The following is a 15,512-nucleotide window of genomic DNA, read 5'->3' as shown; positions in this document are numbered from 1 at the left end:
CAGCAAATAGTACAGTTTATGAAGACCAAATTTACTAAAAAGTCCTGCATTAAAACCGCTATAGTTATCGGATCGATATCTCTAAGTTTGCTGTTTCCCGATCGCCCAAAAAGTCTAAATTCAAATTCGTTAGCGGAGCCCTCGAAGAGGATCGCCCAAATCCCCCCTTTTGGCAATCCCCCGCCCCATCTCCTGAAACCGCCGAAGCCCCAAATACAGCCTTCTCCCGCCGCAACTCCCACTCCGCAACCCGCCGCCGCACAACCTTTAGTTTTCGCACCGCCGACGCAATTTCGCAGCCAAATTGTATATAAAGCAAGTATCAGCGACTCAAAAGTTATTGCGCTGACGTTTGATGATGGCCCAACTGCGGAAACTTTGAAAATATTAGCAGTTTTGCAGAAACATAACGCGGTAGCTACATTTTTCTGCTTGGGTGCAAATTTGCGCGAGAATCCAGAAATTGCCAAACAAGTAGTAAAAGCGGGAAATGCGATCGGCAATCATACATGGCATCATTTTTATCACAATGTCACTGAAAAAACTGCATCGGATGAAATAGATAATACTGGGGTTCATATTTATCGATCGACTGGCGCGAAAAGTTTGTTGTTTCGTCCCCCCGGCGGCCGCTTAAATAATGGTTTCGCGGATTATGCCAAAAAGAAGAATTACGTGGTTGTCATGTGGTCGATCGACCCTAAAGACTTTTCGCAACCTCCGGCGGCTGCTATAGCCCGTAGCGTGCTGTCTCAAGCGACATCGGGGGCGATCGTATTGTTGCACGACGGCGGGGGCGATCGCCAGCAAACAGTCGAGGCCGTCTCTGCGATTATTCCCAAACTCAAACAGCAGGGATATCGTTTTGTTACTGTACCGCAATTGCTGCAAATGCAAGCAGACCAAAAACAGCAAAATGGCGATCGAAAACCTAAATAAATTGCGCGGCATACAAGTCATCAAATGTCAAAATATATCTGTACAAATATCAAGATGCAGAGAAATAGAAGTATAATAGGACTATAGATATCTAAAATTAAAACAATGACACAAATACTCCCAGCCAAAGATATAAATATTCGCTATTTGATAGACAATTTCGGTCTTCAGTTAGCGGAAGACGAGCAATTTCTCCGAGAATTCCAAGAGGATTTGCCAGAAATTAGCGACTTAGACAAACAATCACTAGATCGGCTAAAAGCAGGATTTATCAATTTACTTACCTATCCACCTTTGCTAGAAAATGTCGTTAAGCTGTCCGTAGTCGGGCCACTTTTGTTTATTGCCGGCTTTTACCTGTCTCCTTTTCAGGTAAAAGCTGAAAAGTCCATTCAAATTCAAGAAGATGATGATGGCGTCATCATCGAAGGCAGACTAGATGTTTTACTTTTAAAAGACCAATTTTGGGTAATGGTAATTGAGTCAAAAAAAGCTGCTTTTTCCATTGAGGAAGGATTGGGGCAACTCCTAGCTTATATGTGGGCAGATCCTCATCCAGATAAACCGACTTTTGGGATGATTACTACTGGCGGTAACTTTATTTTTATTAAGTTACTCAGAGGGGAAACTCCACGTTATGCTTTGTCCGAGCAATTTTCAATTCGCCGACGCAACAATGAATTGTACAGCGTTTTGCAGATATTCAAACGCCTGAGTCAACTAGCTTAAAATAGTACGGTGCAAATTATGATACAAAAACTTCAAGCAAGAGAGGTCAACCTCCGCTATTTAATCGATAACTTCGGCTTACAGCGAGTTCGTAAAGCTGATTTCTTCCCAGAATGGCAAGAAAATTTGCCGGAAGTCACAGACATAGAAAAACAATTGCTCGATCGCGTTCAAGATATCTACTACAACTTGGTTGACTCCCCGCCTGTACTAGAAAATGCAGTCAAGCTAACAATTGTCAGCCCCATTTTGTTTATTGCCGGTCTCTACGAGTCTCCTTTTCAATTCAAAGCCGAAAAGTCGATCGCCATTCAAGAGGAAGACGAAGGCAGAATCATCGAAGGCAGAATAGATGTTCTCATCTTGAAAAAAAACTTTTGGATAACAGTAATTGAATCCAAACAACTTTCTTTCTCAACTGACGCAGCACTTGCCCAACTCCTGACATATATGCTGGCAGATCCCAATCCCAAAACTCCGACTTTTGGGATGATTGCCACAGGGGCTAATTTCATTTTTGCCAAGCTAGTCAGAGGTGGCGAAACTCCCCAGTATGCCTTGTCTCCAGAATTTATTATCCGCAATTCATGCAATGAATTGTACCGCGTTTTGCAGATATTAAAACGGTTGAGTCAATTGCCAGACAAGACATAAAAGCCATTTTTAGTTATCTTTAGAAGCCAACAATATCTAATGTCCTGTCCGCCGATAGCCATCATAATTAAATTACTTTGTTGTAAGGATTTTATTCCTCACAATCGGCGGACTAAAGTCCTCACTACAAACCCTTTTTGTAAGGATTTTATTCCTCACAATCGGCGGACTAAAGTCCTCACTACAAACCCTTTTTGTAAGGATTTTATTCCTCACAATTAGCGGACTAAAGTCCTCAGTACAAACCCTTTTTGTAAGGATTTTATTCCTCACAATTAGCGGACTAAAGTCCTCACTACAAACCTTTTTTGTAAGGAATGCAAGTCCTCACAATCAGCGGACTAAAGTCCTCACTACAAACCCTTTTTGTGACGGGGTATGATATAATATCTCAAATTTGAAACTGGTGCGAGCATGGTAAATTACTGGATAGTCGGCGCTGTGGGAATAGCTTCTGTCTGCTGGGCAGAAATCATCAGAGACTTTTATCACGTTGCGTCTCATTATGTGCCGCCACTCCAAAAACTGCACAATTGGCATCACCGGGTTTTCCGCCCGAATTTGACCCCGGTTAGCGAGACTATTTACAAGCAAGCACACTGGCGTCACGACGTGCCCGAAGCTGCGACGATGATGGTTTTGGGCTTGTTGCTGTGGGTTTTAGCTTATTTTTGGTTGCCGGAATATCACTGGGGCGCAGCAGCGGGTTGTATTTATACTTTAAGCTTTTTGTTGAGCGCGATCGCCCGCGCGATCGGCATCAAAGGCGCAGACGAGTTAACCGACATCACCCACCAACCGGGAGACTTCCGTACTATCCCTGGTAACTGGTTTGTTAATAAACCTTATCACTGGAAGCATCATTTCGACAATCAAAATGCTTACTATTGCGGTACTTTCACCTTAATAGATAAACTTATGGGTACAGCACTTTCTCTCAAAGGCAAAACTGTCGCCGTCACCGGCGCATCGGGAACTTTAGGGCGTTTGCTTCTCAAACATCTGCATCAAGCCGGTGCAAAAGTGATCGCCCTCTCCTCTGGAAATGAGGAAATTACTATGAATGTAGACGGCGAGATTTTGCCTGTAAAAACCGTAACTTGGCACGCTGGCGAAGAGGCAGATTTAGCTAAATTGTTAGAAAAAATCGATATTCTCGTCATCAATCACGGAATTAACGTACAGGGCGAAAGAACCGGAGAGGCGATCGCAAACTCATACGAAATTAACACTTTTTCCGCGTGGCGGCTGATGGAACTCTTTTTCTTAACAGTCCGTACTAACGAAAACATGGCTTGTAAAGAAGTCTGGATCAACACTTCAGAAGCAGAAGTGATTCCCGCTGTCAGTCCCCTGTACGAACTCAGCAAGCGCGCACTTGGAGATTTAGTCACCCTGCGACGGCTGGATGCGCCCTGCATCGTGCGTAAACTGATTTTAGGGCCGTTCAAAAGTAATTTAAACCCGATCGGCATTATGTCTCCTGACTGGGTAGCGCAGCAAGTTGTCAAGCAAGCTAAAGCTGATACTCGCAACATCATCGTGACAATCAATCCTTTGACGTTAATTGTTTTCCCAGTTAAAGAATTCTTTGTTTCTTTGTATTTCCAACTCTTCAGCCGCAAAACGGTTGCAGAGATTAAAAAAGTAGCAGAAAAATCTAGCGTTGAAGCGAAGATTAATTGATACATCAGAAACCCAGGATACCGGGCGGTTAGAAACCGCGGCGACACAGACAAAACCCGCCTCCGCGGGTTGAAGATAAGAATACCGGGCGGTTGGAAACCGCGGCGACACAGACAAAACCCGCCTCCGCGGGTTGAATACAGACCGTTAAAATTACGTTACCTTCTTCAGTCCGCGGAGGCGGACATCGTTTGTGTAGGATCGGTTTCAACCGCCGACTCTGATCTGATGTGTAGTCGCGGTTTCAACCGCCGACTCTGATCTGCTCTTCAGTCCGCGGAGGCGGACATCGTTTGTGTAGTCGCGGTTTCAACCGCCGAGTTTCAACCGCCGGGTTTCAACCGCCGAATCTCAACCGCCGAGTTTCAACCGCCGAGTTTCAACCGCCGAGTTTCAACCGCCGACTATTATCTAATTACTAACCTCAGCCATTTCTATCACGCGGCCATCATAATCCTTAACCAAAAAATTAAGCGGCTTTTCCCGGCGAATTTTATAACTAATACCGCGAGTTTGTACCCTCATTAATAGCTGATCCAAACAATCGCGATCGAAACAAACATGACGTTGGCGATTTTTTTCCCCGACACCCGCGCCACTAATAATGTGCAGTTGAGTATTTTTCATCAACTGATACCACAAACCCTCGGGATTCCCCATCGTTTGAGAGCTCGTTCCCCTGCCGACATTCGGCGACAAATACAGGGGATCGATACCAGTTGTCCCCAAGGTTTGCTCGTAATTGTAGTAGTAGTGTAGCGGCACTTCTGCGACGGGGAGGCTGAGCATACCTTCATAGAATTCCCTCGCCTGTGCGAGATCCGATACCATCACGGTGTGTACCTTCGGAGCGCTGGTGAGAAACATCCACATCGCCCCCGCATAGGCGGCCAGCAGCATTACCATAATGCCTTGAGTCGAAAACAAGCCGTCCAAGGGTAAGTCGGGCAAAAAAGAGCTCAAGTACAAAGGCCGAAGTCCAAAAGCAATAAAACTAACTGCTACAGTCATGAATTATAAAAAAGGGTAAACAACGAAATTTAGGAAAATTGCAGTCGCGATCGCCCGCGAGACTTAAACTATTTGCTTAGGCATCTAATATAGCAAAAACTAGCGTTTTAGCCCTACCTGATGAAAGTCTTTGTCTATGGCACTCTCAAACCGGGGGAGTCCAACTACCTGCGCTACTGCGAGGGAAAGGTTGTGGATGCTTGTCCAGCGATCGCCCGCGGTCAACTTTTTGCACTGCCGATCGGCTATCCTGCAATGGTGACCGGAGATGGCAATGTCTATGGTTTTCTGCTAAATTTCGCAAATTCCGCTATTTTGGAGGATTTAGACCGACTGGAAGACTATCACCCGCTGCGCGAACCTACGGAAAACGAATATCAGCGGCAGGAAGTCGAAATCTGCGATCGACATCTCAAACCATTAGGCACGGCTTGGGCATACTTCATGACACCCGATCGCGTCCGTGCTCTGAGAGGCATCTGGCTGCCCGATGGGACGTGGGAAAATAGATTTTTCACAGAATAAGACGGCGGCTGAAACCGCGTCTACACGTATAGCCGAGTCTCACTCATGTGAGGTAAAGGTTTTGATTTTTGATTGGCCCGGAGCGGCAGGAAGCGGAAGCGTGAGCGTAGTCGAACTACGGACAAGGATTGGCGGATTGAGATATTGAGCCTGTCAATACCTCATATCAGAGATCGAACTGCTATATGTGAGGTACACATTACGCTAGGGACACGACATTGCCGTGTCCCGTAAGGACTCTGGAATGTACCGAATAAATAAATCTCCAATCAGCTTTAAAAAAAGTCATGTTTAGTGAATCGTAAATTCCAGCTCGTTTTTAAACGGACTTTTTTCTGACAATTCTTCTGCCAACTTCGCCTGGAAATCAAAAGGTTCTCCCAAATCCCAAATATTGATTTCTAGGCGTTCGTTAAATATCGCGATCAAAAGCTCGATTGGAGTTGCTAATGGCAGATTTTTGTGAGCATGGCGAACAGCATTTGTAAACCCTTCGACCGTAGCAAGTTTGCACTGGTGAAAAACTGCTTCGGGAATCGGTAGAGGCTCTAACTCATCGAGCCAACATAAAACTTGAGCAACAGCCTTGATATCGCTATTTACCTGAAGGCTAATTTTTTGGATTGGCTGGTTATAACTGCTATTTAATTCGCTAATTCGCTGTGTTTTAAACCAGTTAAACTTGTTTAAAACATTGAGCGGGCGCTGAAAATAACCAGCTTCCGTCGTGGGCTGGGATGCTACTACAACTGGCTGCTGATAATATTTCATAATGAACAGACAGTTTCGACGGTCAAAAGTGCGGGTATAAGTTAGCTCATCGGCAATTTTGCCAATGACTTTTATACCTATCCCACCTGACGGAATTTCATTGATGTTATCTGTCATTTTGCGATCCTTTATCATCATTTAATGTGTACTTTTTTACGGAAAAAAGCGAGTAGCATTCCTTCACCGGAACTCGCGAAGCGAGATAGAGAAAGCATTTGGGTTCTCTAGCCAGTGCTGTGCGGGACACTTGCAGTCCGTGAAAACGCTTTTTACACTCCAGAGAGACGATCCCGTGGTTGTCCCGATCGTTTTCTCTTGGTTGCTCACGTCTTGACAAACTCAGTTTGCGATCGCTAAACCGATCGCAAACTGACATTGACAAATAAATAAGTATAGCAGTGGACAGTGGACAGTGGACAGAAGATCCCTCCGAGCTTTCGTCGAAGAGTGGACAGCTTGCTTCGTCAAGGAAATCAAACCGTTTCTGCTACATGCTCTAGGCTCTATTCATGAGGTTATTTATGTCCTCACCGCTGTGGCGATTGCTATAAATTATACAATCGCCGCCCCCTGATTGTCTCAGAATGGACTAATAAAAATTAGGCAAGCTAGAAGAGAGAGGGGATCGACGATAGAATACCCCGGTGAATGGCTAGTAGAAGCCAGTCAAAAATTAGAGTTCGATCGCACTTGGACAGAGGCCTGGCCTATGCCAATGGCGCATCCCTGCCAAGTTGGGGGCGTTTTTTAGCAGGAATAGAACCAATTAAAGCCAATGCTTTCAAGGCGGACTGCACGGTTTTGCAGTTGAATTGGCAAGAAATTGTCGATCGTCCTCCGCAGCCAGTGAATATAGAGATTAATGGCCTAGTGCCAGAGTTACGGCAAAAATCCCACACCAAATTGCAGCTATGGGACATCGGAGAGCCGATCGATCTTACAAACCGCTACGTTGAAGTCAACATTTTGGACAAAATTACCAGTTGGTAGCCCGGATAAATTGGTGATTTACTCAGATACTTCAACCTAGATGCGGATAATTTTAACTGCTTGGGATGAGGTAAAGTATGCCAGAAACCTGGGACAGGTTTAGATGCGGTGAAATCTCACTCCTTCACTAATGGTACTCGGGAAACCTGGTTCTGGTAAAGCTATCTTTTTGCAACCCATCGTCATTAAGTGCGATCGGGCAAAATTTGCCGCCAACAAAATACCGATTTTTATCCATCATAAAACCTTTGCTGAAATCGCCAATCTTGATTTATTGGCATAGGCGACGCATTTGCCCGTTCCGCAGTTGCAGCGCGATCGCTAACTGAATTGGTACTTAGTCAAGGCAGATGTTTGATTTAATTAGATGGCTGAGATGAAGTGCCAGAATCCGATAGCGATGCACTCGTCAAAAAGATTGGTCAGTTTGCCTCAAAGTATTACAAAAATCTGTTTATTATCACCTCTAGAATTGCCGCTGCTAACTACATATTTTACCAACAAAGCTTTATTTGTGTTGAGGTGGCAGATTTTAAGATCGAGCAAATAGCTGCCTTGGCTGGCAATTGGTTTGTAGCATTTCCCCAGAATGTGGAGACTGAAAGAAAACTTGAAAATCTCAATTTGTAGAGAAGCTAAAATTTTAAAGAACTCAGCAATTTCGAGAATTTGCAGTGACGCCTATTTTGTGGAATCTAACTTGTTTAGTATTCCCAGCAAAAGCAGATTTTCCCTCCTACTGAGTCCATCGGCACTTGACGCGGGTTTTGCCTAAAAGTATTTATGGGGAATGCAGCGATCGCTTGATTGTTGCGTGTGGCTGCGATTTCCCGATCGTGCTGCTCCATATAAAATTCCGTCTAGTTTTTTTGCTGGTTATGGTTTCCATCTTTTCAGAATATTTGAGTAGAAATTAACCGCGTTTGTGTTGCGATAATACATAGATATTTAGCACAAATCTGATGATTTTATCTCTATCCTAGGGAATAGAAGCACGGGGGCAAATCATCTATAGCGGTTCGAGGGAAAGATGGGCCGACGCTTGGGGTTTTGGGTAATTGGTAATCTGTAGTCGGTAATAGTTAATCTGAAAAAAGCTTGCGGTTTAAAAACCCACAAGCCTACCCGCAATTACCAATTACCAATTACCCTAAACACCTCATTTATCTGAGAAATGCTATATGTGCCGATCGACTATTGGTCAATTATCCATCCGCGAATCAGTTCGTTTATTTGTTCTGGTACTTCGTCATGGGGACAGTGACCGGCTTTGATAAAGTGTTCGGTTAACTGGGGATAATGTTGGCGAAATTTGGCGCTTCTGTTTGTGGAATTCATCCACGGATCGCCTTCTCCCCACAGCATCAGCAGGGGGCAATTTAATTGACTCAACAATACATCGATTTTTTCGCCTTGGGGCGTGCGGAATACGGAGGCGAATACTTTGGGCGCGCCCGGATCGCAGGATGGTTGGTAAATTTCCTCTACTAATTGGTCTGTGACTGCGCTTTGGTCGAGATAAACTTTTTCGAGAGTTTTCCGAATTGTCGATCGCTGGCGCACGTATTGGAACAGCAGAAAACTTGCCCAATCTTGCTGAAATAAGGTTTTAGCTACCGCAGATATGGCTTTTTGCAAGGGCGGGGCTTCGGGTGCCGGCTGAGATTCGCTGAAGGGGCCGGCGCTGTTGATTAAGATGAGTCCGGCGGCTGATTCGGGGCGCTGCGCTGCGACACACAAGGCTGCGTAGCCTCCGAGGGAGTTGCCGGCTAGTACGGCGGGCCGGCCGATGATGGTGGTGATGAAGTCGTGGAGTTGGTCGCGCCAGAGCTCGCCGCTGTACTGGATTTCGGGTTTTGCCGATCGCCCGAATCCGATTAAGTCGATCGCCCACACTTCAAAGTCTTTGCTCAGCCCGCTGATATTTTTGCGCCAGTGGTCTGTGGATGCTCCAAAACCGTGAATTAACAGCAGGGGAGGGCGTTCTGGATGTCGATCACTCGTTAGCGAAGCCCTTGAAGAGGATCGAACATAGTATACTGAATGGCCCCGCCATTGCCAGTATGTGCCTGGAATGGGGGCTGCGGTGATGGCTGGGATTGTTTGCATAATGTAAAGAAATAAGTATTTACTTTAACTATTGTATCGTGAGGTTCAGATTTATAAAGTTTTGCCAACGCGCTGGGGTTTTGCCAGTAAGGGATACGTCAAGTTGGTCGAGTTGGGCTAGTGCGGGCGATCGCACTCATAATAAATAAGTTTTGTAACAAATATTGATTTGGTAAAGGTCGCAGCAGTCGGATTTTCAGTATTCGATCGGCATTTGGGAAATATATCTGGTTTCGACTGCAACACACCTAGGTAGGATCCTTGCGATTTTTGGCACAAGTAGGAGATCTAGGCGATCGGGCCCAAGCTGTGGTGGTGGGAGTCGATCCCCATTGGCTAGGAGTCAAGGGATCGACTTTTTTGGACGGGTTTCCGATCTTTTCAAGGTGGGGATCGTTTGGTAAGCGAGCTGTTGACGGCTTGGGATGCAGCGGGTTCAGCGACCGTGCCCCGGCAAAAGCCGATCTCAAAAATCAGGCTGCGGGTAGAAGTTATAAGTAAAATTACTGGTAGTTCTTGGCAAAAGTTTCTGAGAATCGCAGAATATTTTGTGATGTTCTTTGCTTTTCTTAACGGCTTTGATACTCTAAGATAGAAATAGAGCTGCGCCGCTCAATTAATGAGTATTTTGAATACTAGGGAGCCAACTATGCAGGGTGTGAAGTTTATCCACCTGAAAGTTAGGGAGTTTTCTGAGTGATTGCTATCTCAGCCCGTCCGGTCGTCGGACGCAATTGGATTACGATTAGCTTCGCTTCTACCCTATACCTTTGTCCTATTTTGGATCTGCTCCTAGCAGAGATTCCGCCTCACTGGCAAGCGGAATTACGGTTGGGGCTTCAAGAAGCTTTGGTAAATGCTGCTAAGCATGGAAACAAGTTAGACCCCAGTAAAACTGTTGGAGTCCGTTTTTCCATCGTCCAAAACGAATATTGGTGGGTGATATCGGATGAAGGTTGTGGCTTTAAGGCCCCTTGCGGTTGCGACCTTTATACTGATAATTGCGAGAGTCTCATAGCAGAGGATGTTGCAGATAATTCTGCACTACCCGATGTTGAACAAGAATGTGGTAGAGGGCTGTTTATCCTTTACCAATTATTCGATCGGGTTGAGTGGAATGCTCAAGGCACAGAGTTACGGCTGTGCAAAGAACTTCCCAGTCGCTACCGGCTGCCTCGCTGGCGCTAGAACTGATATTTAGCAGCATTCTTTAGATCGGATCGACCTACAATTTTTTTCGTTTACCCGCTGAACCGGGCATGGAGAATTTTGAGTATTTCGCTATTGATCGTAAATGATAATGCAAAATGTGAGTTTTGAGTGAGAAAAGTATAAATCTTTTTTGGCTCGCAATCGCGCTGCTCGATCGAGCGGCGCGATTGTCTAAGTTTTGGCCACTAATCAAATCAGGACTTACGCAAAGAAACCGGGTTTCTCTGAAAAATATTGGTTGATCAACTAGAAATCTACGAGAAACCCGGTTTCTGGCCTTGGTGTGCGTAAGTCCTGCAAATATTTAACTCAAGACTCAAAATTATTTGCCGTGAGTCGGACAGGGAGGTGCCGAGATCGATCGATCTAACCATCCTGCTGCTTGGTTTAAGCGCGGTAAAGCTTCTTCGGGTTGATTTTTCAGCAAAAAGACCAAAGCGGCCGCAGCTTGCTCTCCAGCCCGGGCGGAACGGTTGGCTTTGAGGCGGTGCCAATCTTTTTCGGAAATGGCGAGGCGGGCGGCTAGGGCTTGAGCCAGTTCTACTGTGCTCAGCTCGTTGAGGTTGACAGTTTGGGTTGTTTGTGTAGTTTCTAGCATAGATGGCAATTATAGCGATTTGGTTAGGGTTTTTGAATTTAAAAAATATACTGCATATAATAACAACTTAATTGGAAATTGGTTTTTTTTAAGTATTGTCAGGTTTGCAGATCGAAATGCCTCAACAGCCGTCAGAGTTAAATCGGGAAGAGTCAGAAAATGAGTTTGTGGAGGCGATCGCCACAGTGGAGCGATCGCTCGCAGCAGTCAAAGAGCGTTACACTCAGATTCAGGGCGATCGGCAGCGCCAAGCCGAACTCGGCAATCTGCGCGAAGATGTGCGCCAGTCTCAGCGCCAAAATCCCATGCCGCAACTCAAGCAAGAATTGCGGGAAATTGAGCAAGAATTGGAAACGATCGAGTTAAATTTAGAAAGCAGCCTGTTTTCTTGGGGAAGCATCAAACAACCTTTTTGGCAAGCAGTTCGTTTTGGGGGACTGGGCATTTTAATCGGTTGGATGTTGAAATCTTATGCGGGATAGTTTTTGATTTTTTTACCGCAGAGGGCGCAGAGGGCGCAGAGGAAGAGAAAACAGAGATATGCCTTTCTCAGAAAGATGAGGTACTATTCGGCATGGGGCATAGGGCATAGGGCATAGGGCATAGGGCATAGGGCATAGGGCTATCCTCACTTTTTTGAGAACCGCTATATAGTGCAAAATAATATTAAATAAACGGGAGTGGATATGACTAATCAACGAATTGCAGCAATTTTGCGCGGTGGTGAACCCGACGAAACTGTAACCATTCAAGGTTGGGTGCGGACTAAACGCGAATTAAAAGAATTTGCCTTTGTCGAAGTCAACGATGGTTCGGCGATGGCTAACTTACAAGTAGTCATCAATGCCGATTTGCCAGACTTTCAAAGTGTAATCAAACAAATCAATACAGGTGCATCTGTAGAAGTTTCGGGAGTGCTGGTAGCCTCTCCGGCGAAGGGACAGCGAATTGAGTTGAAAGCTTTACAAGTACAAGTTTACGGTGAAGCAGACCCACAAACTTATCCGCTGCAAAAAAAGCGGCATTCCTTGGAATTTTTGCGAACAATCGCGCATTTGCGCCCGCGCACTAACACTCACGGCGCTGTTTTTCGAGTCCGCAATGCTTGTTCGGCCGCAGTACATCAATTTTTTCAAGAGCGCGGTTTTTTGTGGGTTCACACTCCGATTCTAGCTGCTACCGATTGCGAAGGTGCGGGCGAAATGTTCGCCGTTACTAACTTCGATTTAAAGAATGTACCGCGTACTGATTCGCAAGAAGTTGATTATGCGAAAGACTTTTTTGGGAAGCGCGCCTATTTAACAGTTAGCGGTCAGTTGGAAGCGGAAGTTATGGCGATGGCTTTCGGCAATGTTTATACTTTCGGCCCGACTTTTCGAGCGGAAAATTCTAATACTTCGCGGCATTTGGCGGAGTTTTGGATGATTGAACCGGAGATGGCTTTCTGCGATTTGGTGGGAAATATGGATTTGGCTGAGGCGTTTTTAAAGTACATTTTTAAATACGTTTTGGAGCATTGCCCGGAGGATATGGAGTTTTTCAACGAGCGGATTGATAAGACGGTTTTGGCGACTGCTGAAAATATTATTAACAATCAGTTTGAGCGGATTACTTACACCGAGGCGATCGCACTTTTGGAAAAAGCCGACAAAAAATTTGATTTTCCGGTAAGCTGGGGCTTAGATTTGCAGTCGGAACACGAGCGCTATTTGGCTGAGGAATTGTTTAAAAAGCCGACCATTGTCAGCGATTATCCGGTCGGGATTAAAGCATTTTATATGCGTTTAAGCGATGACGAGAAAACCGTGCGAGCAATGGATGTTCTGGCTCCGAATATTGGGGAAATTATCGGCGGTTCCCAGCGGGAAGAACGGCTGGATGTGTTGGAGCGGCGCATGGAAGCTCAAGGTATGAATAAGGAGGAGTTGTGGTGGTATTTGGATTTGCGCCGCTACGGTACTGTGCCTCACGCTGGCTTTGGTTTGGGGTTTGAACGGTTGGTGCAATTCATGACGGGAATGGGGAATATTCGCGATGTAATTCCGTTTCCGAGAGCGCCTTTGACTATTGATTTTTAATTAAGGTTCGTAGTGAGGACTTTAGTCCGCAAAAAGAAGGACTAAAGTCCTCACTACAAACACCTTCTTTTCCAATCTAAAATCTAAAATGGTATGTAGCTCATGGTACTTCAAATTCCATCCAGTTCCAAAGCATTAACTATCACCTGGGAACCCCTACCAGCCGACTTTGTATTACCGGACGATCCTGTGGAAAATATTCAACAACCGCCCCTTGCAGCCGGCCTTACCGATGCTTTGGGGGCAGCCGGATGTATCGAACAAAATGCCCTAATTGCTTCTAATTTTGGATTGGTAGCAACTATCAATAACAAGACTGTAGTCAAAGCGCCGGATTGGCTTTACGTGCCGCAAGTGCATCGAGTCGCAGAGGGCACGATTCGCCGCAGCTACACGCCGAATCTGGAGGGTGCGCCGGTATCGGTGGTGATGGAGTTTTTGTCTAATGAAGATTATGGCGAATTGTCTGTGCGATCGACTCCTCCCTACGGCAAGCTCTACTTCTACGAACACATTCTGCAAGTGCCCACCTATGTGACTTACGACCCCTACGAGCCCAAGCTGGAAGTGCGGTATCTGCAAAATGGAGCCTATGAAACGCAGGCTGCTGATGCGTCAGGACGGGTGCGGATTCCAGAGTTGGATTTGTGGCTGGGGATTTGGCCGGGGGAACGGCTGGGGCAAACTATTAACTGGCTGCGCTGGTGGGATTCGCAGGGAAATTTGCTGCTGTGGAGCTCGGAAGAGGCCCAACAGGAACGCCTGCGGGCGGAACAGGAACGCGATCGGGCGGATTTATTGGCGGCAAAGTTGCGGGAGTTGGGTGTCGATCCCGATTTGTTGGCTTGAAACGGCGGGATGTTCGTTAGTTAGCCGTAGGGTGCGTCGCGATCGCAAATTCCCAAATTCGATCTACAATCTCACATATCCCCACCGCGCAATCGTCAGGTGCGTCGCTCAAAAATTTACAAATTCCAGCGAAGTTTCGGCAGCGACGCACCCTACAAAATACAGTTCGCCGTAGGGTTCTATACTCTACCCAACGCTTGAGAGTTTGGCATACTTAATGTGACGGTTAACTTTATTGCAGGAGCATCATGTCTGAGCAAAGCTCCATATCGTTCACTCATTATTCCTAGAATCATTATTGCTTTTCAGCCTTTTGTTGACGGGTTTAATTTCACAGCCAAGAGCTTCTGAAATTAACTTGCACTCTTCGGGATTTACAAATTGTCTGACATATTCAGGAAATTTGTCAGGTATGTAAGTGTCTTCTAGCCATTGATGAAATTTTCCCAGTAAATCATAAGGATAAACATTAGCTAATTGTTCACCCCTTCGATCGGGATAATGGTGGGTATATTGCTCGAAGTCGGTGTCAAATTTGTTTTGTCTCAACCATGTACACCAGGCTCTCCCTACTGAAATATCAATAGTTGATCTATCATATAAGAGTATGTTTTTCGCTTCTAATTTCCTCATTAATTTACCGATTTCCTCAAAAATACACCATTGACCTTTAGGTAGCGTTGTATTTTGCTCAAACAGCCTTAAGCGTTCGTACCAAACGCGCTGATAAGGATGTAAAGCAACAGGCTCTTGAGTTGCCGGCGCTTGACCTGCAAAAAGCCATAGTTCTACCCATTCAGACACCATCATTTCAAATTCGGGAGATAGCCACGTGGCAAAGGAAACAGCCAGCTTAGGATGAATCCAGGTTTCGCAGTTTTTACCCTCTCCTTTTTTTTGGACGAGTTCATAAACTTCAAGTCCTGTTTTAGAAGATAAAAGCTCTAAAAATTCATTAATTCTATCCTTATCAAACCACTGGTTAGGGTTTCGATATTTACCTGTTTGCTTCTGGTATGCTTTTGTTAATTTATTCGCACTAATATAGCCATCTATTTTACGCTGAGTGACGACTAATTCACCAACTTGATGTTCAATGTTTTGCATTTTTTCCTTTTCTTTTGTGCTCAATAAGCTAACTCATTAATTATATTGACTATAAAAAAGTAGGGTGTACGGTTTACCTTACTTGTGATGTGTAGATTACTGCATTACTGTATGGTTCTTGTTCAGGTGATGGATAAGCGGCTGGGGAATTGACAAACAATACATGGAGCGTCAATCGCAAGGATGCAACAAGCTTACTGCCATCCGAATTCCCGACCACTCCGAAACCAACCTCGTTTCTCCGGGTTGTATTT

At 45.3% G+C, this 15,512-nt stretch carries 18 protein-coding genes; 12 read left to right on the top strand and 6 right to left on the bottom strand.

The window, feature by feature from the left end:
- The first annotated feature begins 18 nt into the window (after nt 1–18).
- From QZW47_RS04240 to QZW47_RS04225, 4 genes are all read left to right on the top strand, one after another.
- Nucleotides 19–939 carry a polysaccharide deacetylase family protein gene (locus tag QZW47_RS04240; protein ID WP_293124310.1) on the top strand — a complete coding sequence of 307 codons (921 nt, stop codon included), beginning with the start codon at nt 19–21 and terminating at the stop codon, nt 937–939.
- Nucleotides 940–1,044: 105 nt separating this feature from the next.
- A complete protein-coding gene (locus tag QZW47_RS04235) occupies nt 1,045–1,668 on the top strand; it encodes a restriction endonuclease subunit R (protein WP_293124309.1) in 624 nt (207 codons plus the stop codon).
- Between the two features lie 18 nt (nt 1,669–1,686).
- Nucleotides 1,687–2,322: a restriction endonuclease subunit R gene (locus QZW47_RS04230; RefSeq protein ID WP_293124307.1), complete on the top strand. Its 636-nt coding sequence runs from the start codon at nt 1,687–1,689 to the stop codon at nt 2,320–2,322.
- A gap of 414 nt (nt 2,323–2,736) precedes the next feature.
- Nucleotides 2,737–4,008, top strand: a complete 1,272-nt coding sequence (locus QZW47_RS04225; RefSeq protein WP_293124305.1) for a bifunctional sterol desaturase/short chain dehydrogenase — start codon at nt 2,737–2,739, stop codon at nt 4,006–4,008.
- A gap of 411 nt (nt 4,009–4,419) precedes the next feature.
- Here the strand turns inward: QZW47_RS04225 and QZW47_RS04220 are convergent, their stop codons facing one another.
- Nucleotides 4,420–5,019 (bottom strand): glyoxalase-like domain protein, encoded by a 600-nt coding sequence (locus tag QZW47_RS04220; protein ID WP_293124303.1) that lies wholly within the window; start codon nt 5,017–5,019, stop codon nt 4,420–4,422.
- A 120-nt stretch (nt 5,020–5,139) separates the two neighbouring features.
- Between QZW47_RS04220 and QZW47_RS04215 the strand changes: the two genes are divergently transcribed.
- Nucleotides 5,140–5,544, top strand: a complete 405-nt coding sequence (locus QZW47_RS04215; RefSeq protein WP_293124302.1) for a gamma-glutamylcyclotransferase — start codon at nt 5,140–5,142, stop codon at nt 5,542–5,544.
- 291 nt (nt 5,545–5,835) lie between these two features.
- Here QZW47_RS04215 and QZW47_RS04210 read toward each other — a convergent pair whose 3' ends face one another.
- A complete protein-coding gene (locus QZW47_RS04210) occupies nt 5,836–6,432 on the bottom strand; it encodes an ATP-binding protein (RefSeq protein ID WP_293124300.1) in 597 nt (198 codons plus the stop codon).
- A 531-nt stretch (nt 6,433–6,963) separates the two neighbouring features.
- Between QZW47_RS04210 and QZW47_RS04205 the strand changes: the two genes are divergently transcribed.
- The 3 genes from QZW47_RS04205 (at nt 6,964) to QZW47_RS04195 (ending at nt 7,935) form a co-directional block, all read left to right on the top strand.
- On the top strand, nt 6,964–7,305 hold the full coding sequence (locus tag QZW47_RS04205; RefSeq protein ID WP_293124298.1) for a hypothetical protein: 342 nt from the start codon (nt 6,964–6,966) through the stop codon (nt 7,303–7,305).
- 130 nt (nt 7,306–7,435) lie between these two features.
- The gene (locus QZW47_RS04200; RefSeq protein ID WP_293124296.1) at nt 7,436–7,588 is read left to right on the top strand and encodes a hypothetical protein; all 153 of its coding nucleotides are present in this window, start codon (nt 7,436–7,438) and stop codon (nt 7,586–7,588) included.
- A gap of 98 nt (nt 7,589–7,686) precedes the next feature.
- Entirely contained in the window at nt 7,687–7,935 is a 249-nt protein-coding gene (locus tag QZW47_RS04195; protein WP_293124294.1) for a hypothetical protein, read from the top strand.
- Between the two features lie 74 nt (nt 7,936–8,009).
- On the opposite strand, the gene QZW47_RS04190 is transcribed toward QZW47_RS04195, so the two are convergent.
- On the bottom strand, nt 8,010–8,153 hold the full coding sequence (locus tag QZW47_RS04190) for a hypothetical protein (protein WP_293124292.1): 144 nt from the start codon (nt 8,151–8,153) through the stop codon (nt 8,010–8,012).
- A 346-nt stretch (nt 8,154–8,499) separates the two neighbouring features.
- Nucleotides 8,500–9,414, bottom strand: a complete 915-nt coding sequence (locus tag QZW47_RS04185; protein ID WP_293124290.1) for an alpha/beta fold hydrolase — start codon at nt 9,412–9,414, stop codon at nt 8,500–8,502.
- Between the two features lie 696 nt (nt 9,415–10,110).
- On the opposite strand from QZW47_RS04185, the gene QZW47_RS04180 reads away from it, so the two are divergent.
- Nucleotides 10,111–10,602 (top strand): anti-sigma regulatory factor, encoded by a 492-nt coding sequence (locus QZW47_RS04180; RefSeq protein WP_293124288.1) that lies wholly within the window; start codon nt 10,111–10,113, stop codon nt 10,600–10,602.
- Between the two features lie 346 nt (nt 10,603–10,948).
- Here QZW47_RS04180 and QZW47_RS04175 read toward each other — a convergent pair whose 3' ends face one another.
- Nucleotides 10,949–11,224 carry a DUF6439 family protein gene (locus QZW47_RS04175; RefSeq protein ID WP_265233948.1) on the bottom strand — a complete coding sequence of 92 codons (276 nt, stop codon included), beginning with the start codon at nt 11,222–11,224 and terminating at the stop codon, nt 10,949–10,951.
- A 116-nt stretch (nt 11,225–11,340) separates the two neighbouring features.
- Between QZW47_RS04175 and QZW47_RS04170 the strand changes: the two genes are divergently transcribed.
- From QZW47_RS04170 to QZW47_RS04160, 3 genes are all read left to right on the top strand, one after another.
- Nucleotides 11,341–11,706 carry a DUF2203 domain-containing protein gene (locus QZW47_RS04170; RefSeq protein ID WP_293124285.1) on the top strand — a complete coding sequence of 122 codons (366 nt, stop codon included), beginning with the start codon at nt 11,341–11,343 and terminating at the stop codon, nt 11,704–11,706.
- Nucleotides 11,707–11,910: 204 nt separating this feature from the next.
- Nucleotides 11,911–13,302, top strand: a complete 1,392-nt coding sequence (asnS, locus tag QZW47_RS04165) for an asparagine--tRNA ligase (protein ID WP_293124283.1) — start codon at nt 11,911–11,913, stop codon at nt 13,300–13,302.
- A 102-nt stretch (nt 13,303–13,404) separates the two neighbouring features.
- Nucleotides 13,405–14,151, top strand: a complete 747-nt coding sequence (locus tag QZW47_RS04160) for a Uma2 family endonuclease (protein ID WP_293124281.1) — start codon at nt 13,405–13,407, stop codon at nt 14,149–14,151.
- A gap of 273 nt (nt 14,152–14,424) precedes the next feature.
- Here QZW47_RS04160 and QZW47_RS04155 read toward each other — a convergent pair whose 3' ends face one another.
- Nucleotides 14,425–15,258, bottom strand: coding sequence for a KilA-N domain-containing protein (locus tag QZW47_RS04155; RefSeq protein ID WP_293124279.1), 834 nt, complete (start codon nt 15,256–15,258; stop codon nt 14,425–14,427).
- Between the last annotated feature and the right edge of the window lie 254 nt (nt 15,259–15,512).

This window comes from Microcoleus sp. bin38.metabat.b11b12b14.051 (genome assembly GCF_013299165.1).
GTDB lineage: Bacteria > Cyanobacteriota > Cyanobacteriia > Cyanobacteriales > Microcoleaceae > Microcoleus.
The sequence above is the reverse complement of the archived record's forward strand: the minus strand, read 5'-3'. Positions and strand labels throughout refer to the sequence as shown.

Excerpts from the sequence above, each read along its gene's own strand:
- QZW47_RS04205 (WP_293124298.1), top strand. The coding sequence starts at position 6,964 with ATGGCTAGTAGAAGCCAGTCAAAAATTAGAGTTCGATCGCACTTGGAC.
- QZW47_RS04230 (WP_293124307.1), top strand. The coding sequence starts at position 1,687 with ATGATACAAAAACTTCAAGCAAGAGAGGTCAACCTCCGCTATTTAATC.
- QZW47_RS04210 (WP_293124300.1), bottom strand. The coding sequence starts at position 6,432 with ATGACAGATAACATCAATGAAATTCCGTCAGGTGGGATAGGTATAAAA.
- asnS (WP_293124283.1), top strand. The coding sequence starts at position 11,911 with ATGACTAATCAACGAATTGCAGCAATTTTGCGCGGTGGTGAACCCGAC.
- QZW47_RS04170 (WP_293124285.1), top strand. The coding sequence starts at position 11,341 with ATGCCTCAACAGCCGTCAGAGTTAAATCGGGAAGAGTCAGAAAATGAG.
- QZW47_RS04200 (WP_293124296.1), top strand. The coding sequence starts at position 7,436 with ATGGTACTCGGGAAACCTGGTTCTGGTAAAGCTATCTTTTTGCAACCC.
- QZW47_RS04185 (WP_293124290.1), bottom strand. The coding sequence starts at position 9,414 with ATGCAAACAATCCCAGCCATCACCGCAGCCCCCATTCCAGGCACATAC.
- QZW47_RS04225 (WP_293124305.1), top strand. The coding sequence starts at position 2,737 with ATGGTAAATTACTGGATAGTCGGCGCTGTGGGAATAGCTTCTGTCTGC.
- QZW47_RS04215 (WP_293124302.1), top strand. The coding sequence starts at position 5,140 with ATGAAAGTCTTTGTCTATGGCACTCTCAAACCGGGGGAGTCCAACTAC.
- QZW47_RS04235 (WP_293124309.1), top strand. The coding sequence starts at position 1,045 with ATGACACAAATACTCCCAGCCAAAGATATAAATATTCGCTATTTGATA.
- QZW47_RS04220 (WP_293124303.1), bottom strand. The coding sequence starts at position 5,019 with ATGACTGTAGCAGTTAGTTTTATTGCTTTTGGACTTCGGCCTTTGTAC.
- QZW47_RS04240 (WP_293124310.1), top strand. The coding sequence starts at position 19 with ATGAAGACCAAATTTACTAAAAAGTCCTGCATTAAAACCGCTATAGTT.
- QZW47_RS04175 (WP_265233948.1), bottom strand. The coding sequence starts at position 11,224 with ATGCTAGAAACTACACAAACAACCCAAACTGTCAACCTCAACGAGCTG.
- QZW47_RS04155 (WP_293124279.1), bottom strand. The coding sequence starts at position 15,258 with ATGCAAAACATTGAACATCAAGTTGGTGAATTAGTCGTCACTCAGCGT.
- QZW47_RS04160 (WP_293124281.1), top strand. The coding sequence starts at position 13,405 with ATGGTACTTCAAATTCCATCCAGTTCCAAAGCATTAACTATCACCTGG.
- QZW47_RS04190 (WP_293124292.1), bottom strand. The coding sequence starts at position 8,153 with ATGGAGCAGCACGATCGGGAAATCGCAGCCACACGCAACAATCAAGCG.